This is a genomic window from Polaribacter sp. Asnod1-A03 (assembly GCF_045063585.1).
Lineage (GTDB): Bacteria > Bacteroidota > Bacteroidia > Flavobacteriales > Flavobacteriaceae > Polaribacter.
This window is the reverse complement of the sequence record NZ_JBEFOE010000009.1, coordinates 1,095,378-1,118,287: the sequence shown is the minus strand read 5'-3', so window position 1 is coordinate 1,118,287 and position 22,910 is coordinate 1,095,378. Positions and strand designations below refer to the sequence as shown.

Annotated in this window: 23 protein-coding genes and 2 pseudogenes; 6 read left to right on the top strand and 19 right to left on the bottom strand. The window is 28.8% G+C overall.

Features of this window, described 5'->3' with window-relative positions:
• Nucleotides 1-10: 10 nt before the first annotated feature.
• Nucleotides 11-1,567, bottom strand: a complete 1,557-nt coding sequence (locus tag ACJJVY_RS05425) for an NAD(P)/FAD-dependent oxidoreductase (protein WP_405605959.1) — start codon at nucleotides 1,565-1,567, stop codon at nucleotides 11-13.
• Between the two features lie 83 nt (nucleotides 1,568-1,650).
• Between ACJJVY_RS05425 and ACJJVY_RS05420 the strand changes: the two genes are divergently transcribed.
• On the top strand, nucleotides 1,651-4,137 hold the full coding sequence (locus ACJJVY_RS05420) for a M14 family zinc carboxypeptidase (protein WP_405605957.1): 2,487 nt from the start codon (nucleotides 1,651-1,653) through the stop codon (nucleotides 4,135-4,137).
• Between the two features lie 72 nt (nucleotides 4,138-4,209).
• Here the strand turns inward: ACJJVY_RS05420 and ACJJVY_RS05415 are convergent, their stop codons facing one another.
• Both ACJJVY_RS05415 and ACJJVY_RS05410 read right to left on the bottom strand, forming a co-directional pair.
• A complete protein-coding gene (locus ACJJVY_RS05415) occupies nucleotides 4,210-4,818 on the bottom strand; it encodes a hypothetical protein (protein WP_405605955.1) in 609 nt (202 codons plus the stop codon).
• Nucleotides 4,819-4,824: 6 nt separating this feature from the next.
• Nucleotides 4,825-5,325 (bottom strand): RNA polymerase sigma factor, encoded by a 501-nt coding sequence (locus ACJJVY_RS05410; RefSeq protein ID WP_405605953.1) that lies wholly within the window; start codon nucleotides 5,323-5,325, stop codon nucleotides 4,825-4,827.
• 177 nt (nucleotides 5,326-5,502) lie between these two features.
• On the opposite strand from ACJJVY_RS05410, the gene ACJJVY_RS05405 reads away from it, so the two are divergent.
• Nucleotides 5,503-5,661, top strand: coding sequence for a YqaE/Pmp3 family membrane protein (locus tag ACJJVY_RS05405; RefSeq protein WP_405605951.1), 159 nt, complete (start codon nucleotides 5,503-5,505; stop codon nucleotides 5,659-5,661).
• Between the two features lie 21 nt (nucleotides 5,662-5,682).
• Here ACJJVY_RS05405 and ACJJVY_RS05400 read toward each other — a convergent pair whose 3' ends face one another.
• The 3 genes from ACJJVY_RS05400 to ACJJVY_RS05390 are packed head-to-tail and all read right to left on the bottom strand — an operon-like array spanning nucleotide 5,683 to nucleotide 7,063.
• On the bottom strand, nucleotides 5,683-6,021 hold the full coding sequence (locus ACJJVY_RS05400) for a tRNA-binding protein (RefSeq protein ID WP_405605949.1): 339 nt from the start codon (nucleotides 6,019-6,021) through the stop codon (nucleotides 5,683-5,685).
• Nucleotides 6,022-6,023: 2 nt separating this feature from the next.
• Nucleotides 6,024-6,488, bottom strand: a complete 465-nt coding sequence (locus ACJJVY_RS05395) for a DUF962 domain-containing protein (RefSeq protein WP_405605947.1) — start codon at nucleotides 6,486-6,488, stop codon at nucleotides 6,024-6,026.
• Between the two features lie 35 nt (nucleotides 6,489-6,523).
• A complete protein-coding gene (locus ACJJVY_RS05390) occupies nucleotides 6,524-7,063 on the bottom strand; it encodes a YfiT family bacillithiol transferase (protein ID WP_405605945.1) in 540 nt (179 codons plus the stop codon).
• 482 nt (nucleotides 7,064-7,545) lie between these two features.
• Between ACJJVY_RS05390 and tnpA the strand changes: the two are divergent.
• A pseudogene (tnpA, locus tag ACJJVY_RS05385) lies at nucleotides 7,546-7,977 on the top strand (IS200/IS605 family transposase).
• 467 nt (nucleotides 7,978-8,444) lie between these two features.
• Here the strand turns inward: tnpA and ACJJVY_RS05380 are convergent.
• A complete protein-coding gene (locus ACJJVY_RS05380; protein ID WP_405605943.1) occupies nucleotides 8,445-9,122 on the bottom strand; it encodes a CPBP family intramembrane glutamic endopeptidase in 678 nt (225 codons plus the stop codon).
• A gap of 19 nt (nucleotides 9,123-9,141) precedes the next feature.
• Complete coding sequence (locus ACJJVY_RS05375; protein ID WP_405605941.1) at nucleotides 9,142-10,314, bottom strand: metallophosphoesterase; 1,173 nt, start codon at nucleotides 10,312-10,314, stop codon at nucleotides 9,142-9,144.
• A gap of 212 nt (nucleotides 10,315-10,526) precedes the next feature.
• Here ACJJVY_RS05375 and ACJJVY_RS05370 point away from each other — a divergent pair, with 212 nt between their 5' ends.
• From ACJJVY_RS05370 to ACJJVY_RS05360, 3 genes and pseudogenes are all read left to right on the top strand, one after another.
• Nucleotides 10,527-11,345 carry a sensor histidine kinase gene (locus ACJJVY_RS05370; RefSeq protein ID WP_405605939.1) on the top strand — a complete coding sequence of 273 codons (819 nt, stop codon included), beginning with the start codon at nucleotides 10,527-10,529 and terminating at the stop codon, nucleotides 11,343-11,345.
• Nucleotides 11,342-12,040, top strand: coding sequence for a LytR/AlgR family response regulator transcription factor (locus ACJJVY_RS05365; protein ID WP_405605937.1), 699 nt, complete (start codon nucleotides 11,342-11,344; stop codon nucleotides 12,038-12,040). Before ACJJVY_RS05370 ends, ACJJVY_RS05365 begins: the two co-directional genes overlap by 4 nt.
• 324 nt (nucleotides 12,041-12,364) lie before the next feature.
• A pseudogene (locus ACJJVY_RS05360) lies at nucleotides 12,365-13,333 on the top strand (IS110 family transposase).
• Nucleotides 13,334-13,520: 187 nt separating this feature from the next.
• Here ACJJVY_RS05360 and ACJJVY_RS05355 read toward each other — a convergent pair.
• The 11 genes from ACJJVY_RS05355 to ACJJVY_RS05305 all read right to left on the bottom strand — a co-directional run bounded on the left by ACJJVY_RS05355 (nucleotide 13,521) and on the right by ACJJVY_RS05305 (nucleotide 22,809).
• Nucleotides 13,521-13,880 (bottom strand): hypothetical protein, encoded by a 360-nt coding sequence (locus tag ACJJVY_RS05355; protein WP_405605935.1) that lies wholly within the window; start codon nucleotides 13,878-13,880, stop codon nucleotides 13,521-13,523.
• 426 nt (nucleotides 13,881-14,306) lie between these two features.
• Nucleotides 14,307-14,804, bottom strand: a complete 498-nt coding sequence (locus ACJJVY_RS05350) for a hypothetical protein (protein ID WP_405605933.1) — start codon at nucleotides 14,802-14,804, stop codon at nucleotides 14,307-14,309.
• A gap of 159 nt (nucleotides 14,805-14,963) precedes the next feature.
• Nucleotides 14,964-15,470 (bottom strand): hypothetical protein, encoded by a 507-nt coding sequence (locus tag ACJJVY_RS05345; protein ID WP_405605931.1) that lies wholly within the window; start codon nucleotides 15,468-15,470, stop codon nucleotides 14,964-14,966.
• Nucleotides 15,471-15,477: 7 nt separating this feature from the next.
• A complete protein-coding gene (locus ACJJVY_RS05340) occupies nucleotides 15,478-15,795 on the bottom strand; it encodes a hypothetical protein (protein ID WP_405605929.1) in 318 nt (105 codons plus the stop codon).
• A gap of 161 nt (nucleotides 15,796-15,956) precedes the next feature.
• Nucleotides 15,957-16,952: a hypothetical protein gene (locus ACJJVY_RS05335; RefSeq protein ID WP_405605927.1), complete on the bottom strand. Its 996-nt coding sequence runs from the start codon at nucleotides 16,950-16,952 to the stop codon at nucleotides 15,957-15,959.
• Between the two features lie 27 nt (nucleotides 16,953-16,979).
• The gene (locus ACJJVY_RS05330; RefSeq protein WP_405605925.1) at nucleotides 16,980-17,189 is read right to left on the bottom strand and encodes a transposase; all 210 of its coding nucleotides are present in this window, start codon (nucleotides 17,187-17,189) and stop codon (nucleotides 16,980-16,982) included.
• A gap of 190 nt (nucleotides 17,190-17,379) precedes the next feature.
• Complete coding sequence (locus tag ACJJVY_RS05325; RefSeq protein WP_405605923.1) at nucleotides 17,380-18,486, bottom strand: TlpA family protein disulfide reductase; 1,107 nt, start codon at nucleotides 18,484-18,486, stop codon at nucleotides 17,380-17,382.
• 161 nt (nucleotides 18,487-18,647) lie between these two features.
• A complete protein-coding gene (locus ACJJVY_RS05320) occupies nucleotides 18,648-19,817 on the bottom strand; it encodes a thioredoxin-like domain-containing protein (RefSeq protein WP_405605921.1) in 1,170 nt (389 codons plus the stop codon).
• A gap of 37 nt (nucleotides 19,818-19,854) precedes the next feature.
• Complete coding sequence (locus ACJJVY_RS05315; RefSeq protein ID WP_405605919.1) at nucleotides 19,855-20,283, bottom strand: helix-turn-helix domain-containing protein; 429 nt, start codon at nucleotides 20,281-20,283, stop codon at nucleotides 19,855-19,857.
• Nucleotides 20,284-20,632: 349 nt separating this feature from the next.
• Nucleotides 20,633-21,478 carry a tetratricopeptide repeat protein gene (locus tag ACJJVY_RS05310; protein WP_405605917.1) on the bottom strand — a complete coding sequence of 282 codons (846 nt, stop codon included), beginning with the start codon at nucleotides 21,476-21,478 and terminating at the stop codon, nucleotides 20,633-20,635.
• Nucleotides 21,479-21,636: 158 nt separating this feature from the next.
• Nucleotides 21,637-22,809, bottom strand: coding sequence for a DUF2059 domain-containing protein (locus tag ACJJVY_RS05305; RefSeq protein ID WP_405605915.1), 1,173 nt, complete (start codon nucleotides 22,807-22,809; stop codon nucleotides 21,637-21,639).
• Nucleotides 22,810-22,910: the final 101 nt, after the last annotated feature.

The window sequence follows — 22,910 nt, the reverse complement described above, 5'->3', positions numbered from 1 at the left end:
TTAAAAATATTTACAGTTTATCAATAGCTGCTTCTGCACAACGTTCTCCGTCCATGGCAGCAGAAACAATTCCGCCAGCATAACCGCCACCTTCTCCACAAGGAAATAACCCTTCTATTTCTGTATGTTCTAAATTTTCTTTTCTTGGGATGTTTACTGGAGATGATGTTCTAGATTCTACACCAATAATATTTGCTTCGTTGGTATGATAACCGTGCATTTTTTGTCCGAAAGCAGCAAACCCTTTTCTTAATCTACTTCCAATAATTTTTGGTAATAAAGAATGTAAAGGTGCCGATTTTAAGCCAGGCTGATACGAACAATCATTTAAATCTGTAGACAGTTTACCATCTACAAAATCGACCAATCTTTGCGCAGGTGCGGTTTGTGTTCTTCCCCCGGCAAAAAAGGCAATCTTTTCTAAGTCTTTTTGAAACTCTAAGCCTTTTAAAGCGCCGAACTGCTCGTACTTTTTAAAATCTTGGTCAATATCTAATTCAACTACAATACCAGAATTGGCAAATTTATTGTTTCTACGAGAAGGCGACATTCCGTTTACCACTACTTCTCCGTTTGCCGTAGCTGCGGGAACAATAAATCCACCCGGACACATACAAAAAGAGTACACGCCACGGTTGTTTACTTGTTGCACTAAACTATAGGCCGCTGCAGGTAACAATTCGTCTCTTTCGCCAGAACAATGGTATTGAATTTGATCGATAATTTCTTGCGGATGTTCTACACGAACGCCCATAGCAAAAGACTTTGCTTTTAGGGCAATTTCTTTTTTATGCAACAATTCATACACATCTCTTGCAGAATGCCCCGTTGCTAAAATAACTGAATTGACAGCCATTTCTTGTCCGTTTTGCAGTTGAATGGCTTGTAGTTTGTTATTTTTAACAACAAAGTCGGTAACTCTGGTTTCAAAATGAACCTCGCCACCATATTTTATAATATTCTCACGAATATTTTGGATGATTTTCGGTAATTTATTGGTTCCGATATGCGGATGCGCATCGACCAAAATTTGATCTGTTGCCCCATGAAAAACTAAGTTTTCGAAAATACGTCTTACATCGCCACGTTTTAAACTTCGGGTATATAGTTTTCCGTCAGAGTAAGTACCAGCACCACCTTCACCAAAACAATAATTAGAATCTTCGTTTACAAAGTGATCTTGATTGATGGCCTTTAAGTCTCGTCTTCTCTCTTGTACGTTTTTTCCGCGTTCTAGTACAATAGGTTTGTAACCCAGTTCTATACAACGTAAGGCAGCATACATACCTGCAGGACCAAAACCTACAATATGAATTTCTTTTGCCTTAGAAACGTCTTTATAATCAAAAACATACTCCGATTTTTCTGAAATACTTTCGTTAATATAAACGGCTACTTTATAATTAAAAATGATGTCTTTTTTACGCGCATCAATAGATTTACGTAAAACTTTTACAGCAGAAATGGTATTTTTATCAATATCTAATTGCTTAGCAGCTTTGTATAAAAGAATATTTTCTTTGCGTTCTTCTATTAAATTTACACGTAGTTGAATGTCTTTAATCATTTTGCAAAAATAAAGAAATGTTAAAGTATAAAACAATAATTACTTGAATTGTTATATTTGGACACAATCAAATTCAAATACACATGAAAAAAGTATTACTCTTATGCTTGTTGTCTGCATTTTCCTTAGTTGGGCAGCAAGTAGATTTATCTTATTACTTGCCAAAAGGAACTTACAATGCAAACATACCTACACCAAAATCTGTCATTGGACATGAAGTAGGTGAGTGGCATGTTACGCATGATAAACTAGCCGAATATATGAAGGTGTTGGCAGCTTCTTCTGATAGAATTTCTATTGAAACAAGAGGTACAACTTATGAAGGAAGACCTTTATTATTAATGACCATTACTTCTCCAGAAAATCATAAAAATATAGAAAGCATTAGACAAAAACATATTGATGGTACTAATGATGCCACTTTAGATGTTTCTAACGACCCAATAGTAGTGTATCAAGGATTTTCTATTCATGGTAACGAGGCAAGTGGTTCTAATGCCGCTTTAGCTGTAGCTTATTATTTGGCTGCTGCAGAAAATATAGACGATGTTTTAAAGAATACAATTATTCTTTTCGATCCTTCTTTTAATCCTGATGGATTGCAACGTTTTTCTTATTGGGCAAATACCAACAAGAGTAAAAACATCAATCCAGATCCTAATGATAGAGAATATACAGAGATTTGGCCAAGAGGACGTACCAATCATTATCAGTTTGATATGAACAGAGATTGGTTGCCTGTGCAGTTGCCAGAAAGTAGAGCCAGAATTGCAAGTTTTCATAAATGGTTGCCTAATATTTTAACAGATCATCATGAAATGGGCAGTAATTCTAGCTTCTTTTTTCAACCCGGAATTCCTTCTAGAACCAATCCTTTAACACCACAAATGAATCAGGATTTAACCAAAGAAATCGGAACGTATCATGCAAAAGCGTTTGATAAAATTGGTTCTATGTATTATTCAGAAGAAAGCTACGATGATTTTTATTATGGTAAAGGCTCTACGTTTCCGGATATTAACGGAAGTATCGGTATTTTGTTTGAACAAGGAAGTTCTAGAGGGCATGCACAAGAAACGGTAAACGGTATTCTAACATTCCCGTTTACGATTAGAAATCAATTTACGGCAGCTTTATCAACTTTAGAAGCAGCAAAAAGTATGCGTACAAAAATCTTAAAGTATCAACAAGATTTTTACAAAGAATCTAGAAATACAGGTAGCAGTAAAGCGATTGTTTTTGGTGATGAAAAAGATGGCGCAAAGAGTTATCATTTAGCAGAAATCTTAAAAAGTCAGCATATAAAAATCCATGATGTAAAATCTGATTTTACAGAAAACGGAAAAACCTTTAAAAAAGGATACAGTTACGTGGTGCCAATGGATCAAAAAAACCAACGTTTGGTAAAAGCGATGTTTGATGTAAGAACTACTTTTAAAGACAGTTTGTTTTACGATATTTCTGCTTGGACTTTTAACCATGCTTTTGATGTGGATTATGCCGAAAATATATCGCTTGCCAAAGCAGGAAAAGAAATAACGGATTTAAAACTAAATGCAGGTACTATTTCTTCTAAAAGTGATTACGGGTATTTAATGCCTTGGAATGAGTTTTATACACCAAAAGCTTTAAATACTATTTTACAAAAGGGATTGCGTGCTAAAGTTTCTATGAAAAACTTTAAAAACGGAGGAAATGCCTATGATTACGGAACGATTTTTATTCCGGTGCAAAATCAAGCATTAAATGCTACCGAAATGTATCAGTTTTTAGAAAAAACAGCATTAGACAGTCATGTTAAAATAGCAGGTGTTACTACAGGTTTAAATGACGGAGTAGATTTAGGTTCTAACAGTTTTAGTCCTATTACAAAACCAAAAGTAGCCATGTTAGTGGGAGATGGAATTGCAGGAAATGATTCTGGAGAAATCTGGCACTTATTTGATCAACGATTTGACATGCGCTTAACTCGTATTGACATGAGTTATTTTACAAGAGTAGACCTTGCTAAATACACACATATTATTGTACCAAGTAGTAGAATTGGTAAAGATGCAATTGAAAAGTTAAAAACTTGGACTAAAAATGGAGGTGTTTTAGTAGGATATAAAAACACAGCAAGATGGTTGGCAAGTAGTAAAATGATGAGTCTAGAATTTGATAGGCCAAAAATTGAGAGTATAGAAGGTATTTCTTTTGAAAACAAATCGTTAAAATCTGGAGCGCAAGTAATTGGGGGTGCTATTTTTGAAGCAAACATAGACCGTTCTCACCCAATAAATTTTGGATATAAAGACGATAAAATTGCATTGTTTAGAAATTCTACTATGTTTATAAAAGCAGATAAACGTAGTTACAATAATCCCATTCAATATACTCCAAATCCATTGTTAAGTGGGTATATTAGTAAAGAAAATGCAAAAGTGATTAAAAATACAGTACCATTTAAAGTACAAAGATTTGGTAAAGGTAGAGCAATCGTTTTTACTGATAATACAAATTTTAGAGCTTTTTGGTTTGGTACCAATAAATTATTAATGAATACTATTTTCTTTGGTGATAAGATGTAGTGTATTAATTTTAAAGGAATAAAATGCAAACCCAACAAATTTAATTTGTTGGGTTTTTAAATATATTAAGATTTAGTATTCTTGATACATTTTTAAACTATTTAATTCATATTCACTGCTTTTAAGCTCTATATCTATGTTTTTGTAGATCTTTTTACCACCAAAGTAAGCAAAAACAAACCAAAATAATATTGCAGTACTTAATACGATACCTGTCTTAAAACTGTCAATAATATTATTTTTAGATATTAATTGATAGATACCAATTCCTAGTGTAGTCATCCAAATAAATATAATGGTAAAATCATAAATAGCAGTTTCTGCTGTATGCTTTCTAAATTTACTGATTTCTTTTTGTAAAGCAAGTAAGCTAAAGTTTGTTAAGTCTAATTTTTTTAAAGAACTATGTTGAAAGTAAGAAAAAATCATTGATAGTAAACCAATCCCAACAATTATAGCTATTACAGGAGTTTGCCATAATTTAATAATTAATAATAAAGAAATTAAGGCATACACTAAAGCCATGTTTTTACCAAAAAGAGATATTTTTAAAAATTTATCAAACGTTGTGGTAGCTTTATTAAATTCTAATTCTTTTATTTTAGTTTCATTGATTTTAATTCTACTTTCTAGAGCATTCATATCTTTTTTCCAAACAGTTTTTATTTCGTCAATATTCATAATCTTTTAGTTTTTTTGTGATTTTAGCTCTTGCTTCCATCTGTTTTTAATTCTATTAATTTTTGTAGACACATTGGTCTTTGTAATCCCTAAAATATCTGCAATTACTTCATTATCTTTATCTTCTAAGTAAAGAAACATTAAAGCTTTGTCAAATTCATTCAGTTGAGATAATAGTTTTTGTAATATTTCTTTTTGATAACTATCATCACTTTTTTCGTCAGATTTCGTGTATTCAAGTAAGGTGCTATCCAATCTAACAATTTTACTTTTTGTCTTAAAAACTTTTCGGTAGTGAGAAATAGCTACATTCATAGAAATACGATATAACCATGTTGTGATTGCATAAGTATCGTCATACTTATCCAAAGATTTCCAAATTTGAATTAAAATTTCTTGTTCTAAATCTTTTTTATCATTCTCATCGGCACAGTAAATTGTGATCACTTTATATAAAATACCTTTGTGCTTTTTAAGAATGTCAACAAATAAAGTTTTTTTACTCAAACTAATTTTTTTTAGGTTTACCTTATTATTCGTACAATAAGTTATTTAAATCACAAAAAAATAAAATAATTTATAAAAAAAGAATAAATTAGTTAGCTCTATCGTTCTATTTATTTAGTATTGATGTAACATTTATTGAATATACTCGTCATATTATAAACCAACTAAAATTATACTATGAGTTTCTTTAGAGTCTTACTAGCCATTATTTTTCCTCCCTTATCAGTTTTAGGAAAAGGTTGTGGTTCTGTTTTTATCATCTTTTTACTAACCCTTTGTGGCTGGATTCCTGGAGTAATTGGTGCCTTAATAATTTTAAACAATCCTAAAAATTAATTACTACTTTAAAAGGTATTGTTAATTTACCTGCTCACCATTTTTAATGGCTTTAGAAGCTTGTAATAAAACCACATTTCCATCTGTATTATACACACCAATTACCAAAATTTCGCTCATAAAATTGGCTATTTGTCTTGGTTTAAAATTGATGATTGCAGTTACTTGTTTATTTAATAACTCTTCTTTTGTGTACAAATCGGTTATTTGTGCACTCGATTTTTTAATGCCTAAAGCACCAAAATCTACCGTTAGTTGGTAGGCTGGTTTTCTTGCTTTTGGAAAATCTTTTACTTCTATAATGGTTCCTATTCTAATATCAACTTTTAAAAAGTCTTCAAAAGTAATTTCTTCTTTCATAATTATTTTTTCTTACTAAGTTTTTCAATAACCCATAAAGGTCCAATCAATAAAAACTCTAAATCCTTTAAAAAAGAAGGTTTTTTACCTTCTACTTTATGTCCGTAAAATTGTCCTATCCAAGCGAATACAAAAATAAAAATAGATGTATAGAATATATTTAAATGATTACTGATTAGAAAATTACCAAGTATAGAAACTAAAATAACAAATAGCATTTTAATAAAATACCAAAAACCTAACCGCATATAAAAGATAGAAATAACAATGCCAACTGCAATAGCCCAATTTTCTAATAAAGGATTAGAAAGCTTGAATGTGTTTTCTAAAAATGAAGTAGGTATGCTTACTAATAAACCAACAACGCTAAAAAATATAAGAGGCACACACACGTAATGTATGGCTTGGTTAGTTTCGTTTTGATGACTAATAGCATATTCATCAAAATATTCTTTAGCAGTTTTCATGTATCAATAAAATTAAAAATAAAATAATGTGGTACTTATTGTTTCCAATTTTTACGAATCAAAAGTTGTTCTATATGATGATAATGATGTCTACAATGCCAAGCATAAAGACCAATGTTCTCTTTTAAGCTAATTTCTTTATTACTTTCTGGATGAATAAAAGTTTTATTTAATTCAACTTCAGATAAACCTTGTATTAAATACACCCATTTAGCATGTAATGCTTTTAATGCATCTAAAGAAAGAAGGATTGGTGCTGTTTTAGAATCGTGTAATTCTGCCCAATTTTCTTCGTTATAAGCCTTAATTATTGGATTTTCTTCTGTTAAAGCCCATTTAAAACGTAAATAAGAATTATGATGACTGTCATAACAATGATGTATTACTTGTCTAATTGTCCAACCACCTTCTCTGTAAGGAACGTCTAATTGGTTTTCTGATAATTCTCTAACCAAAAATTCTAATTCGTGTGGAAATCTTTCTAAAAGTGAAATCCAATCTTCAATATTTTTCTTTGTAATAATTTCAGGAATTTCTGCTTTACCTATTGGGTACTTTAATTCTTCTAGTGTCATAGTGATTATTTGGTTGTTGGTATTAAATATACAAACATAATCTTTTTAATAAAAAAATATTTAATTGTTTTTCTAATTAAAAATAAAAGAAGTGCTAGGTTTTATTGTACCATCTTTACCAAAATTTATAGGCTATATGTCTTGTCCTGAAATATGGCTACAGGTTAAAATTGAATTTAGGCTGATAATTTATATACCATATTAGGTGTTTTATAGTCTAAAGATAGGTGTAACATTTTTTTTTGTATAAATTAATTGCATTTTTTGCGGCTCTCTTAGCGTGAGTCACATTATCAAGGGTTTGGTCTAAATAAAATTCATCTTTTAAAATACCATTTACACGTTCAGTAATGGCATTTTCATAACAATGATTTTCTTCAGTTATACTAACTCTTTATCTTTTTTGTTGGTCTCAAATTTAGTTAAAACTATGTATTTTAGTGCATTTCGTTTTAGCTTCTAAAAACTTTTACCTTTGTTGAATGGAAAATCAGCGAGCAAATGGTCATACTGTTTCAAAATTAACAGTTCATATAGTTTGGAGTACTAAGTATCGCTATAATGTATTAGTTGGAGATGTTCAACAGCGTTGTAGACAATTGCTTATACAAATATGTGATTCAGAAGATATAGTAATATTAAAAGGAGTTGTATCTAAGGATTACATTCATATGCATATTGAGTATCGTCCATCATAAGATGTTAGTAATATTGTATAGAAATTAAAAGGGAGAACATCTAGGAGAATTCAGCAAGAATTCCCAAAATTGAAGAAACAATATTGGGGCAGACATTTTTATGCAATAGGATTTGGATGTTGGAGCTCAGGTAATATAACAGATAAAATGGTAAATGAATATTTAGAACATCATCGGAAATCTAGTAATGATAGTGATAATTTCATATTAGAGTAATCACGTTAGATTTCGTAATGCTGACTTTAGTCAGATTTTAAAACCTATGGACTTACAGTCCATAATAGTGGTTTAGTTAGGTCAATTTCATTGAAATTTGTTCCTTTTGGAAGATATCTTCCTAATGAGTCCATTTGTGTTTTCATTTCTCCATTCAATAACTTAACGCAACAAATCTAAATTAATAGGTTTGTTGCGTTAAGTTATTGAATGGAGGTTATTTGTTTCGTATTATGCCCAACGTCTCCGTATATGAAACCTAACGTTTAAGAAGACACGGTTGTTTCGGATTAAACACGAGCCAAATTTTTATTTTTTCTCTTTATCTTCTAATTTCTAAATATACAAAAATAAAAATTTGGCGGACTTCTTAAAGAAGTAAAAACCTCTCGAAAAGAATGTAATAGCTATGTTTTATATACATTATTGGCTACAGTTTTTTTCTTCGGATTTTAAATGATAGGCTATTAAAACAGTTGTTGTATCCATTCTGAAATAAGATTACCTTTATTTAAATAGATGAGTGTTAAACCTATTGTGTCATTAAATCCGTGAATTAAAACGAGTAAAAATAAATTGTTCCTGTTTTTATTAAATATTAATGAGATTAATAAAGACCATAAAAATACAGATACCATTCCAACAGTACCTTGATATATATGAGAGACACCAAAATAAACGGAAGTAATAATTGCAGATAAAAACCAATTTTTATTTGAATTTCCTAATAATTCTGCTAATGACTTCATATAATATCCTCGAAAAAGAAATTCTTCTCCAAAAGCAGCAAAGACCCACATTATAAGCATTAAAACAAAATAACCTACAAAATTTCCTCTAATATCCTCAACAGAAGACAAATCAAATTCTCCCAAATAATGTTGAAGGAATGAGTCTATTATGCTAAACCCTATAAAAAATAAAACTGTTATTAATAAACTTTTTAAAATGGTGTTTCTAGTAATTTTCTTTCCCATTCCGAACTTTGTCCATTCAAAATTACTTCCCCATAAAATTAAAAATGCAATGCCCAGTCCGAAAAAAAAGACAAAATTTCGGTCTATAAAGCCAAATAATGGGGCAATAAGCATTGTTAAAATAACGATGTATCGTTTTGATAAGAAATTGTAAATTTTAGTTTTCATTATATTGATTTCATTTCTATTATAATTCTATTTTTTTTCCGTTCGATTTTAAACGGAAGTAGATGTTTTCTTTTATTAACAAACCTTCTGACTCTTTAGTTGGCCAATTTTTATTATAGTCCTTCGGGTGTTTTACATCAATAGCAAAGACTTTTCCATCATATATTTTTTTTACTGACCATTGAAGTGTATGTCCAACAATGATATCTTTTGCATTAAATTTTTTAATCCCTTTTTCTACATCTTCTTGTGATAGATCATCATTAAAATATCCTCTATACCAACAAATTCCATTTTTGTTGGAAAGTATTAATTGTTCAATAGTTTCTTCAGGTTTTGGATAATAGGAATGGTAATAATTCTCTCTGTTTATTTGATTAATTTTTTCAATTGAGACATCGTATTTTACAATATCTGGATGAATCCCTCCGTGAGCAAAAAGATGCCCATTAATAAGCTCCATCGTGTTTTTAGAAGCCATCCACTTACCTAAAAATGAGTTTTCATTGTATAAATCGTGATGCTGTTTTCCTAAAATAGATGCAACACCATAGTATTTATATGAAGCAGATTTGTATTTTCCTTGCATATTATAGAGTTCGTGGTTTCCTATAATAAAATGCACTTTTCCTCCTTGTCTTTTAGCGTCTTGTTCCAGTTTATAAATAAACCAAAGCACTTGAGTTGTTGAAAAGTCTCTATCCACAAAATCTCCAACTAAAACAAGGTGTCCTTGATTAAAAATCCATTTTAAGTTTAGGTCAATAACTTTGTTAGCAATTAAAAAATCTCGGAATGTTTTATAACTACTTTCAATATCAGAAATGGCAATTATTGGTTGGTTATCTGAATAGGTCGTTTCTGGAATTTCAATTTCTGATTTAATATTAAAATCAAAACTAGAAGCTTCTAATGGGAAATAGCAAGTAGTAGGGATTATTTCATTTACAGCGTGTTCGGTTTTGTCAAGATAAAATCCGTCTGTTTTATTGCCTCTTATATAATTTACATTTAGTGTACTATCGTTTTCATAAAACACATAAGGACCTTCTTTTTCCAAATTGATATTTAATGGATTGTTCCCATATTCAAAACTTCCATTTAAGGAAACTATAATAGCAATACCAATGACTAATAAAACGAGGATGGTTCCAAATACGTTTTTAAGATAGCGTGTTATTCTTTTTTTCATTTGATTTTCGTTTTTTGATTGATGAAAGACCAAATATATTGAGCCATTATATGCTGAATAAATTTTTGTGACATATGCACTACAGCGTTAGATGAAAAACAGGCTATGTAGTCTGAAATGTTTTTATCATATTATTCAATAGTTATAAACCACAATGATTAGCGTTTGTCACTATTAATTTTCTGCCCATTTATTTATATTATTTTTGCTGAATGATATCTGTTTTAAAAAGAAATAATTGGCTTGTCGTTAAAATATTAGTTTTAATAAGTGTTCTAATTCCGTTAGGTATAACCACTTACGAATCTGTAATACTTGGGAATGATTCTGTAATTTTTCTTGGGAAATATCCATCAGCAATAGGAATTGTTGTGATAATATATTATTGTTTATTACTTTTAGTTGGTATTCTTTGGATTATTATGCAACTAAAATCTTTTTTAAATTTAAAAAATGAAACAAAAAAAAATGAATTACTTCACTTGCAAAGTCAGGTAAATCCTCATTTCTTTTTTAATATGCTTAATAATATTTACGGCACGATTGATAAAGATGCAGATACAGCAAAAAATATTGTACTAAAACTGTCAGATTTAATGCGTTATAGTATTTATGAAGGCGAAAAGAATGCGGTTTCTTTGCACGAAGAGATTTCTTATATAAAGAATTATATTGCATTGCACAAGATGCGATATCACAAAGAAATCGATATTCAATTGAACACAGATATAGCCAATCAAAATATAAAGGTTAGACCACTTTTATTAATAATCTTGTTAGAAAACGCCTTTAAGTACGGTGTCGAAAATTTGCGAGAAAAAGCCTATATTACCATAAATTTAAGATGTAATAATGAGACATTAATTTTTGAAATTGAAAATAATTTTGATGAAAAGGAAATTCCAAAAGAAAAAGGGATTGGTCTCAAAAATTTAAAACGAAGACTTGAATTGGCTTATCCAAAAAAACATAAATTAGTTATTGAAAAGAATAATTCAGTATTTAGAGCTAAATTAGAACTGCAATTATGATTAACTATTTAATAATTGATGACGAAATTATTGCACACGATATTATAAAGGGATATTGTGATTTGTTACCGAATATGAAATTGGCTAAAAATTGCTATGATGCGATAGAAGCGTTAGAATTTTTTCAAGACAACACAGTCGATTTAATTTTTTTGGATTTGAATATGCCGAAACTAAAGGGTTTTGAATTTTTAAAAACATTATCTAATCCACCAAAAGTAATTGTGACAACTGCTTACAAAGAACACGCATTAGAAGGTTATGAATTAAATGTGATAGATTATTTATTGAAACCATTTAGTTTTGAGAGGTTTTTAAAAGCCATCAATAAAACTATGAATTTAAATAATGAATCACGCAAATTAGAATCTCCAAAAATCATTAAAGACCAATATGTTTTTTTATATAGTGATAAAAAGCACATTCAAGTTAATTTAAACGATATTTTATTTGTAGAAGCTGCCGGAAACTATTGTAAAATTGTTTTAAAAGAAAATCTGATATTAATTAGAGAAAAAATATCTGATGTTTTAGAAATACTTGCTTCAGATAAATTTATACAAGTTCATAAATCTTTTATAGTTTCTAAAGATAATATTGCGACTATAGAAGGCAATAGAATAAATATTAAAGAGCATCAAATTCCAATAGGTAAGTTTTATAAAATGAAGGTTTTTGGTTTCTTGAAATTATAGCCAACGTGTTTGTATATGGTTTAGCACGTAATTTAGCAAATAAAAACCGAATAAAAAATCCGCGAGGATTTTCGTAAGTAGGCTAGAACTAGCAATGGATTATATACGTCTTAAGTTTGTCTTTTAATAAATTTGATATCTAATCAGAAAGAATAAAAGAGAGAATTAAGGTTAATATATACGGTGAAGCTTTCGACTTCGACAACATTGGTAATCCTCTCTCTTTTCTACTATAAACCACGTTCAGTTCTGTGAGACCTAGATCTCGTTTTCAAGTTGTTTGTTGTGAGTCATGGTAGGTTATTCTTTCATAAATCAGTTCTTATGAATAAATATAAGGAAATTTTTGGAGTTGACATTAGCAAAGATGTGTTTGATGTTTATAGAAGTAAAAGTGGTCATAATCAATTTAAAAATGATGTATCTGGATTTAAGTTTTTTTTAAAAAGTCTTCCTAAAAATTCATTAGTAATTATGGAAGCCACAGGTTATTATCATTACAGATTAGCTCAGTTTTTATACAAGCAAAGAGTTATTGTCTCTGTTGTCAATCCATTATCAATAAAGCGTTTCATTCAAATGAAATTAGCAAAAGTTAAAACAGATAAAAGTGATGCCAAAGCAATTTGTGATTATGGAAAGATAAACGAAGTTCCATTATATAATGCTCTTACAGAAGTTTAAAGTGAATGTTTACAACTCTTTAGATGGTTAGATAGTTTAATAAAAAAACGAACAGCTACCAAGAATAAAATTCATGGAGAAGAAGTCTTAGGGATTCCATCAAAATGGGTTTATCGCTCTTTAATTCGCGTTAAAAAGCATTTAGAAAGAGAGATTAAAGGTATAGAAGAAAAGTTACTTACTTTAGTAAAGCAAGAACAACAAGTTCAATTAACTCTTTTAACAAGTATTCCAGGAATAGGATTAAAGACAGCATTGTTTTTAATTGTGGTAACAGATGGTTTTAAAAAGTTTGAAACAGCTTCTCAACTTTGTAGTTATGTAGGAATCACACCAACAATAAGAGAATCAGGAAGTAGTGTAAGGGGAAGAGCAAGAATTAGTAAGGTTGGTAATAGAAAGCTACGAAACCTTTTGTTTTTGTGTTCATTTACAGCATGTAAACATAATAAAGTCTGTAGAGAAATTTATGAGCGACTTGTAAACAAAGGTAAGAGTAAGAAATTGGCATTAATTGCAGTTTCTAATAAGTTGTTGAAACAGAGTTTTGCAATTGCCAAATCTGGAAACCCATATGATGAAACTTATGTTTCTGTTTTATTAAAATAAGTAGTGTTTACATAAAAAATAAAAGCTCAAAATACTAATTAATAGAATTATGAGCCTAGAATAATAATGCAAAAATTTAATGAAGAAAAGAGTTGTTTTTTAGCTCAGTTCTTTGTTGGCACATGGTTTTTTATTCAGGGACTTTATGGTAAAAATAAATTAATGATTTTCCTTTTTCATCTTTTCTTCAAATCTTTCTTGCAACTCTGGATTCAATTCTCATTTTTCCTCCGTTAAAATTCCTGCTCTTAAAAATTATGTCGATTAATTCCGTTTTTGAAATTTCAAACCATTCTTTATCCATCCAGCCATGATTCCCTCGTTTCACTTTTATTTTTTCATTATCAATTCGAACATCTGTGAAGGCTCCTGAATCTCCTAAAGCCCAAGGTTTTTCAGTTGGATGAAGATTATGAAATGCGTCGTAAAAATTCAAAATAATTTTATTTCCCATTGTTGAAACTAAAGATTTGATTTCTCCTTTAGTTGTTTTTTCATTCAATGTAATTTCCTTATTAATTTTTGGACCATATTCAATTCCTTTCATTTTGTCAAGAAATATCTTTATAAAATTCCTAATCATTTGTTTTTTATCGATTCAGTTTTAACTTTGTGCCAGCGTGTTTGTATATGGTTTGTTGCGTGGTTTAAGCAACTAATTTAGTAAATAATTACCGACCAAGAAAGTCCGCGAGGACTTTCGTAAGTAGGCGAGAAGCAAGCAATAAATTATATACGGTGTTAGCATTTGTTTTTCTATTTTCAGCATTTGAGTAAATCCTCGTTTTAATTTCGTGCAGATTTTCAAATCCGATTGAGTAATAATTCGCGAATTTCTGTTTCGCATATAATTCATATTTCACAAACGAACTCAAATTCCAATAAGTTCTTTTAATTCCGCAATATTGGAAATTCAGGGTTTGAATAATAATTTAGCTTTTTGAGTTTAAAATTTCAATTATTTTCAACTCATTTATTCCATTCTTGTTTTTTCAATCTTTTTAGTTAGGATAAAGAATAATACTATAAAATATAAGAACATAAATAACCAAAATATTGTAGGATATATAATCAGAGTCTGATATATATCTTTAAATTCAACGTTATGGATTTCAATATATTCATTAAAAATCTCAATTCTATATTCCATTAAAAAATGCTCTGATACTTTTGATAATATACCTGCTCCAAGAATTAAAATTAAATTCTTTCTTAATTTTTTAAAGTCTGGTGAATAATTTACTATCGTTTTCTTATTGAATACTTTAATTGAAATAAATATTAAAGCTAATGCAACAATTCCATAAACGATGAAGTTTAAATATTTCAGAAAAATAGGCTCTATATTTATAATTATTCCTAAAACGATAAATGATTCACTCAATAGTCTAATAAATTGGTTAAATGAAAAGATACAAATCATTCCAAAAATTATCCAAGTCAAATAAAAATGTCCTTTATTATATTTCATTTTTTTAATAAATGCTAACGTGTTTGTGTATGGTTAGTTGCGTGGTTTGGTAGCTAATTTAGCAAACTTTTACGGACCAGAGAAAATTCCGCAGGAATTTTCGTAAGTAAGCACAAAAAAGCAATTAATTATACACAGTGTTACCTGCTGGCTTTTTTATCAGCTATCATATTCAGCAAGTTCAATTTCCTCGTCGCTTGGCAACCAACCATTGTTAATTTTTTCTATTAATTCTATTAAATGTCTTTTTACTTTTCGTTTAGTAAAGTCCAAGCAAACAATTGTATCAATCACTTTATCAGAGTCGTGAGCTGCTATTGCTGAAAACCAAAATCCTTCGCTGAAATTTTGATGACAAGTTGTAATAGGTGTATTTTCAAAATCAAATTCGTTTTTTGTCCGCATTTCATAGTCCAAAGCTCGGAAAGCTATTTCTTCGTCAAAATAATTTTCAGTTGAGAGTGCTAAAGTTCCAGCACTACAAGTGAAAGCTACATTTTTATCCATACATATCTTTACAGTTGCCGGAACTAAGTCCTCGTCTTCTTTATTCGCGATTGTAAAAGCGACCCAATCATTTTTAGGTAATGAAAACTTCCAGTCAGAGTTATTTCTAATCTGAACGTAGTATATTTTCCTTCTATTTATTCTACCGATTAGTTCCATAATCTATCTAATCTGATTCATGAAAATATTTATAAGCATAACCTTCTATTTCTCGATTCAATTGATTTCCGTTTTCGTCTTTCAGTTCATACATTTCTTGTATTCCACCAATCGAAGCACAACCATCTAAACCTAAAAGTATAGTATAAAAAATATCAGTCAAAGTAGTATTCATAATTTTTTCCATTATTACATTCTGTTCGTTGGTCAGATTAAGAGATTTTATTAATTGTCCAACTTCAGATTCAGGATTTTCGGATAAGTATTCTTTTAGAAAGTCCTGTTTTTCGGTATGAAATGCTTTTACTAATTCTTCTGTGTTCATCGGTTTGTTCAGCTTGCAGGTAACGTGTTTGTACAAGGTTAGTTGCGTTGGTTTAGCAATAAAGTTAATAAATAAATACTAACAAAGAAAATCCGCGAGGATTTTCGTAAGTAGGCTAGAAGCAAGCAATTAATTTTGTACGGTGTTGGGTAACGTATTTTTTATTCAGGTTCTTTATGATAAATTTCAAATGAGTATTCTTTTTCAATTTCTTCTTTTTCATTTTTCGTTAAATCTTCAAAGTTTTTATTATAATGCTGAATTGATATTTTATTTTTGAAATTTGAAAAAATTAATTCTAAATTTTCATTAAGTTTTAGATATTCGCCATATTGAGCATCTCTGCTCGATTTTATGCTTATTAATGATTCCTTTTTGTTTCTTAATAAATAGTCTTCTAAAACCTTTTTAAATTCTGTTTTTGAAGTCTTTTTTCCATTAATAGAGATAATATTTTCTTTAGACAAATAAATGTTCAAAGAGTTTTCAATTCTTTCTTTGGAATATTTAGGTGTTTCAATTTCAAATTCCGCTAATGATTTGTTCATTTCCAAAACTAATAAAACTCTCAATTTATAAAATTCAATTTCAAAATCTCGATAGTCAAAAATTTTCAAAAAAACTTCTGAAGCATTTTTTAAGTCAAATTCTTCCTTTATAGAATCCATTCTTTTTTCAAGCAAAAAAGTATTTGAATTCTTATATTTTTTTAAGGACTTAATTTTTTCTGTGCATTTTTCATTTGCGTGAACTAAATTTGAATAATTAAGTGTATTAATTGAGTCAATTAATGAAAAGTTCGTTTTAGTATCAACAAATTTTTCAGTCATTACTTTTTCAAACAATTTATAGTAACTTTTTCCAGAATTATCTTTTAAAAAGCCATTAGAAATTAATAAATTCTCATAAATTTTATAATATTTTTTTACTTCTTTTCCATTTTCAGGCATTGCATTAAAATAACAATCACTGTAAATTTTTTCAATTTTTCTTTCTTGAGAGTTACCTATAAAAAAGACAAAAAATATAATTATTAAAGACAATTTTTCTTTCATTCGTAATATGTTACCCAACGTTGATGTATAAGGAAAGTTGCGTGTTTGTGTGCGAGGATTTTCCGAAGGAAAATCAGAAGCTAGCAAACGAGCAACTAACATTGGTTTAGGTAAAACTAGCAATTTTTTTTATACGGTGTTGGCAATAGTNACTTTTACTCTGGTGTTCATTAAGTCTTTACGATTATACTTTTTAATCCACTCATTAATCGTTGTGGGTGCAATAGAGTAGAGCTTACAAAGTTCGCTTTTTGTGTGTTTACCTTTACTGAGTTCATCAAGAATTTTTAGTTTAAAAGGTTCTGAATACCGTCTAATTACTTTGTCATTTTTGTACATAATGTTTAAAATTATGTAGCCTTTATTCAGGACGGGTCATAATGTGCCACAACGTGTTTGTGTATGATTAGTTGCGTGGTTAGGCAACTAAATTAGCTAACTTTTACGAACCTGTGAATATTCCGCAGGAATATTCACAAGTAGGGAAGAACCTAGCAATTAATTATACACGGTGTTAGGCAACGTTTTTTTATTTCCGGATTAGTTCTTCAATATTTTTTTCAATTTGGTCTGAAAACCCGTGATATTCTTTTTGAATTATTCCATTCTTGTCTATTAAAAAATATCTTGGCAAACTATTGACGCTGAATGCTTCCTTTAACTCTTTGTCTCCAATTAAATTCAAAAAAGTAGTTCCTTTTTTATTAACTAATTTTACTGCATTTTCTTTGTCTTCTGAAACTATTCCGACAATATTTAGGTTAGAAGAAAATTTATTTTTTAAATCCTCAACTTTTGGAAATGAAGCAATACAAGGCCCACACCAAACTTCCCAAAAGTCAATGAGTGTAATTTTGTCTGTTTTTATTGCAACCATTTCATTTTCGTTAAACAAGTTTTTTAATGAAATTGCAGGTAACGATTTTTTCAGAAGAGCGTTTGGTTTGGGGTTTTCTTCTTTAATTAACTCAAACTTGTTTAAATCTTGAATATATTCATTTATGTTCTTTTCAATATTTTCATTTGTTTTTAGGTTTTCAAACACATAAACTATTGTTTGTTTGTCTCCAAAATCTGGCTGTAAGGAAGTAGTTACTTTCTTTGGAAGGAAATTTTTCTTGTCTAATTCTAATTTTTTCGTTTTTTGCGTTATTTTATTTTTTAAATCATCTTCAAATACATAATCAAGAATAAAACTATCTTCAGTTTCAGACACTTTAACATTTTTATAAACATTTTCCAATTTAAAGAAGTCTTTATAAATTATTGGTCCACCATATCTTCCCAAAAGTGACGGTTCTGGATCTACACTTTTGAATTTATTATCTTCAGTTGAGATTAAAAATCCAACACCGTTTTTATAAATAGTTGCTTTATCTATGTTAGTTCTAATTCCATAAAATGAAAATCCAAAAATTGTATCATTAGGTTCTTTTTCAATTAGTGCTACTCCATTATATTCTGAAACATTACCATCACTCAATTGCATTTTAAGTTGTCCATTGTATTTAATTTTATCTATGTTCTCAACGTTTGAATTGAATTTTTTAGATATATTTTCAATATTAATTGCCTCTTTTTTTTTACAACTTATAAGTAAAATAGATGTTAATAATATTAATGAAGTTCTTTTCATATTGTTCTGAGTTTAAATGTTGCCTAACGGGTTTGTATAAGATTAGTTGCATGTTTTAAGCACTAAAGTTAGCAAATAAATCACAGATAGAAAGTCCGCGAGGACTTTCGTAAGTAGACTAGAACCAGCAATTAATTTTATACGGTGTTGGCATTAGTTTTTTAATTTTTCATTAATTCATCTAGTCTATTATAGAAATCTTCTCCTTCTCCATTAAATATTCCTTCTATGATTCCACTTGAATTTATTATTATTTTTGTTGGATAACCTTTTACAGCATATTTAACAGAAACATCTTTGTCAATTTCATTGTCATTGAAAAGGTTTTTCCATTTTAATTCGTGTTCATTAACCGCATTTCTCCATTTTGTTTCTGTGTCATTACAAGCTATGCCAATAAACTCAATTCGGTTTTTGTATTTTCCAAAATGTTCTTTCATTTTTGGAAATCCAGAAATACAAGGTGCACACCAACTACCCCAAAAATCCAGTATAGTAAATTTGTTTTTTGAGAAGTCTACTGAATAATGTTCTTCGTTTATAGATTTTAGTGAAAACCCAGGTGCTTTTCCTCCTAATTTAATTCTTGATTCAGCCTCTCGGACTTTTGTATATTTTTGAAATCTAGTAAATTGATAATTCAATAAATTTTGAAACATTTCATTTTTTACTGATTTATCCAATTTTTTAAAATATTTCCCTATGGTATCTAATGGTTGTCTTGATAAATAGTAGGCAGAAAGGCTTTTATCTAAATTATTATTGATATAATTTAATTGAAAATTGCTTGCAATTATAGAGTATTCTTTACGCTTTTTAAAAAGAGCATTAATTGTTTCTCTATCTCCATTATTAAACATTAACGAGTCTATTTCTAATTCAATTTTTGATTTTTCTATTAGAGAAGCAACATACTCATTTCTATTATCACTATATTCTTTATTAATTTTTGAACCTTTTGCTCGATATTTAAGATTCAGTTTTTCAAGCTTTCCTTTTACTGAAATTCTATCTTCTGGTTTTAATATTAGAAGTATTGATTTTTCAAGTGGTCTATATGGACTTTTATCTAATCGGGTATATTCTGCTTTTCTTGGCGTTACTATACTTATAATAGCTTCGTTTACGGGTAAGTCATAGAAGAATTTTCCGTTTTTAGAATAAATAGTGTCAATAATAGGGTCTTCTTCAATATTTGAAATTTTATAGCTTTCTATATAAATAGTGTCATTTCCAAGTCCGACAATTTCAGCAGATAGATTATTTTTTTGAATACAAGATGTAAAAGAGATACAAAAAAAGATTAAAGCAAAAGTCTTAATATATTTCATTATTGATAATTTTGGTGTTTTTAAATCTAAAAGATGATTATTTTCCATATTTCTTTTCTATAATGTTTCCAGTTATAACACCAATTCCAGTAAAAAATATTGTAATTGCAATAACAAATGGTAAACTGAATTCATTATAGGGTATAATTCCTGTGCTAGCTAGAATTAAGCTTAAAATAAAACCAGCAGAACCACCGATAATTAGAAAACCTAATATGAACCAAGGGATTTTGAATGATTTTTTATTGCTTTTATTCTCAAACAAAATACTGTTAAAATAATTAGCAGGTAACTCTAAAGCATTTGTCAACCTTTTTAATGTATCCCCACGTGGTTCACTTTTACCATTTTCTAATCGTTGAATTGTTCTTAAGCTTAATTCAGATTTTCCAGATAAATCCTCTTGTGATAAGCCTTTTTCGGTTCTAATTTTCTTAACAGCATTAGAAAATTCTATTTTTCTCATTTAGAAGTTATTTTTAATTTTTTCAAATATATAGCTTAAGTAATTTTAATGTTCCGTCAAAGTCTAGTTATTGCCACGTTTTTTGTACGTCATTTACACGACATTAATTTGTCAATGTATTGTTTATGGGTGATTGGATAGTTTTTTTATTTTCAGACTAGTATTACTTTATTGTAAAAAGAAAGCTTATTTATTCTGATATGCGAATTAATGCCAACGTTGTTGTATAAGCTTTGTTGCGTTGTTTAAGCAGTGAATTTACTAAATAAAACACGAACGGCGAAATTCCGAAGGAATTTCCCAAGTGAGCTAAAACTAGCAATAAAGTTTATACGGTGTTAGCACCAGTTTATTTTTCACAATTCTTTTTCAATTTCTCAAAATCTTCGTCTGCTTTAAAATGTTCTTCTTCTAAAACACCTAATTTAATTGCTTTCTGATAATCTTTACAAGCTTTTTTCATATTTTCTAATTTTAGATAAATACTTGCTCTATTAAGAATTCCTAAAGAATAGTTTTTTTTCAGTTTTATAGCTTTATCCGCATCTTTCAAAGCTTTTTCTAATTCATTTGTTTCTTGATAAAGACTTGCTCTATTATTATAAAGAATATGTAAATTTGGTTGTCTTGGAAAGTCTTTTAATATCTTTTCATAATCTAATTTTGCTTCTTCATACAGTTCCAACTTTGTTTTAATGTTTATTAAATTAGCAAGAGATTTAAAATCTTTAGGATTAATTTTTATTTGAGATTCCAAATCAGTTTTGGCAATTTCATAGTTTTCAAGTCTGATATTTGCATATGCTCTGTCAAAGTAAATCGTTTTATATGAAGGATTTTCATTTATAATTATTGAATAATCTTTTATCGCATTTTTAAAATCCTCTTTTGCTAAATATACACTCGCTCGTGAGTAAATTACACCAACATTTTTCGGGTTTAAATCAATAGATTTAGAATAGTCTTTTATAGCTAAATCATATTCCTTTCTCATTCTATATACATTTCCACGATTTGAATATGCGTTTGGGAAATTAGGATTTGTTTTGATTGCTTTATCGAATAATTTGAATGCTTTTTCTATCTTTCCTTTTTTCGCAAATTCTATTCCTTTTTTATTTAATTCAACTTCTTCTTGCGAATATAGAAATGCTGAAAGCAGCATAAATATTAATGATAATTTTAAGTTTTTCATAGGATTTTTTTCTAATTGGTGCTAACGTTGTTGTATATGATTAGTTGCGTGTTTTAAGCACTAAAGTTAGCAAATAAATCACAGATAGAAAGTCCGCGAGGACTTTCGTAAACTAGCTAAAACTAGCAATAAATTATATACGGTGTTACCACACGTTTTTATTCAATTGTTAATTCAATGGTCTTATTTGAAAAGCTAGAAATTCCTTGTTTTTCACCTTTTGTTAAATCAACTTTCAGTTCCAATTTAACGCTTTCTGTTTTCTGTTTTAAAATTAATTCTTTTGAAAAAATAATTCTAATTTCAGTTTCCTCATTTGGTTTTATAGTTTCTCTATTATAGCTTAAATAAGCAATTTCATTATCAATTTCGATATCAGAAATATGAAAGTCCTTTTTATCTGTGTTCTTTAAAATAAAAATATATGGTTTAGATAAGTCTTGTTTGAATTTTTTAAACTTTAGTTTATTATCTGAAATCTTAAAATTAATTTCTTTTGCAGGTGCATTGTATTTAATTCCAAATTGGATTCTACTTCCATTACTTGAATTTATACTCGACATTGAATAACTTTCATATTCAGCTAATTCAGCGATTAAAGTAATTTTTAAATCCCTTGTTTCTCCGATTTTAAGAGGTTTATTTCCTAAGTCAAATTTGATTTCCTTGTTAGTTATAAATTCAGGTTCTTCAAGTTCAATTTCTTTATTTGAATTATTTTTTACTCGAATTATCTTGGTTATATCTTTTTTACCGTCTGTTTTTCCAAAGTCGATTAATAAATCTCCAATATTATTCTCTTGGTCGATTGCAAGGTCCGTAAGATTTAGTATTTGTAATCCATATTTTGTTTTAAATTCTGTTTTGAATTTTTCTTCTTCATCAGAGTTCGATTCATTTTTACCTTTGTTTTCAATTTCCTCTATGACATAAGAACCTAAATTTTGTGACCATTGCATTATTGGTAAATTCAATTCTTCTAATATAATTGGCTGTTTTTCTGTAATCAACTTTCCTGTTTTTGAACTAAAAAAAGCTATAAGGTTATCAATTTCGGTTTCTGTATAATTTTTAGAATAAATAGGAGCAACGATTAGTTTAAGTTCAGCCAAAGATTTTTTACTAACTTTTTCTTCTAAAGCTTCCCAATAATTGTCCGAAATTCCTAAATTACTTTGCTTTTGATATTCGATTGTTTGTGAAATTACTTTCTCTATATTATTTATAGTTCCATCTAATTCTAATAGTTTTTCTATTTTTCCATCAATTGTTTGAGCATTGATTTGGATTGAAAAAAATGTAATTAATACAATAAATATTGTCTTTTTCATAGGTTTTGGTCAAATGTGTGGTAACGTTGTTGTATAAGATTAGTTGCGTGTTTTAAGCACTAAAGTTAGCAAATAAATCACAAATAGAAAGTCCGCGAGGA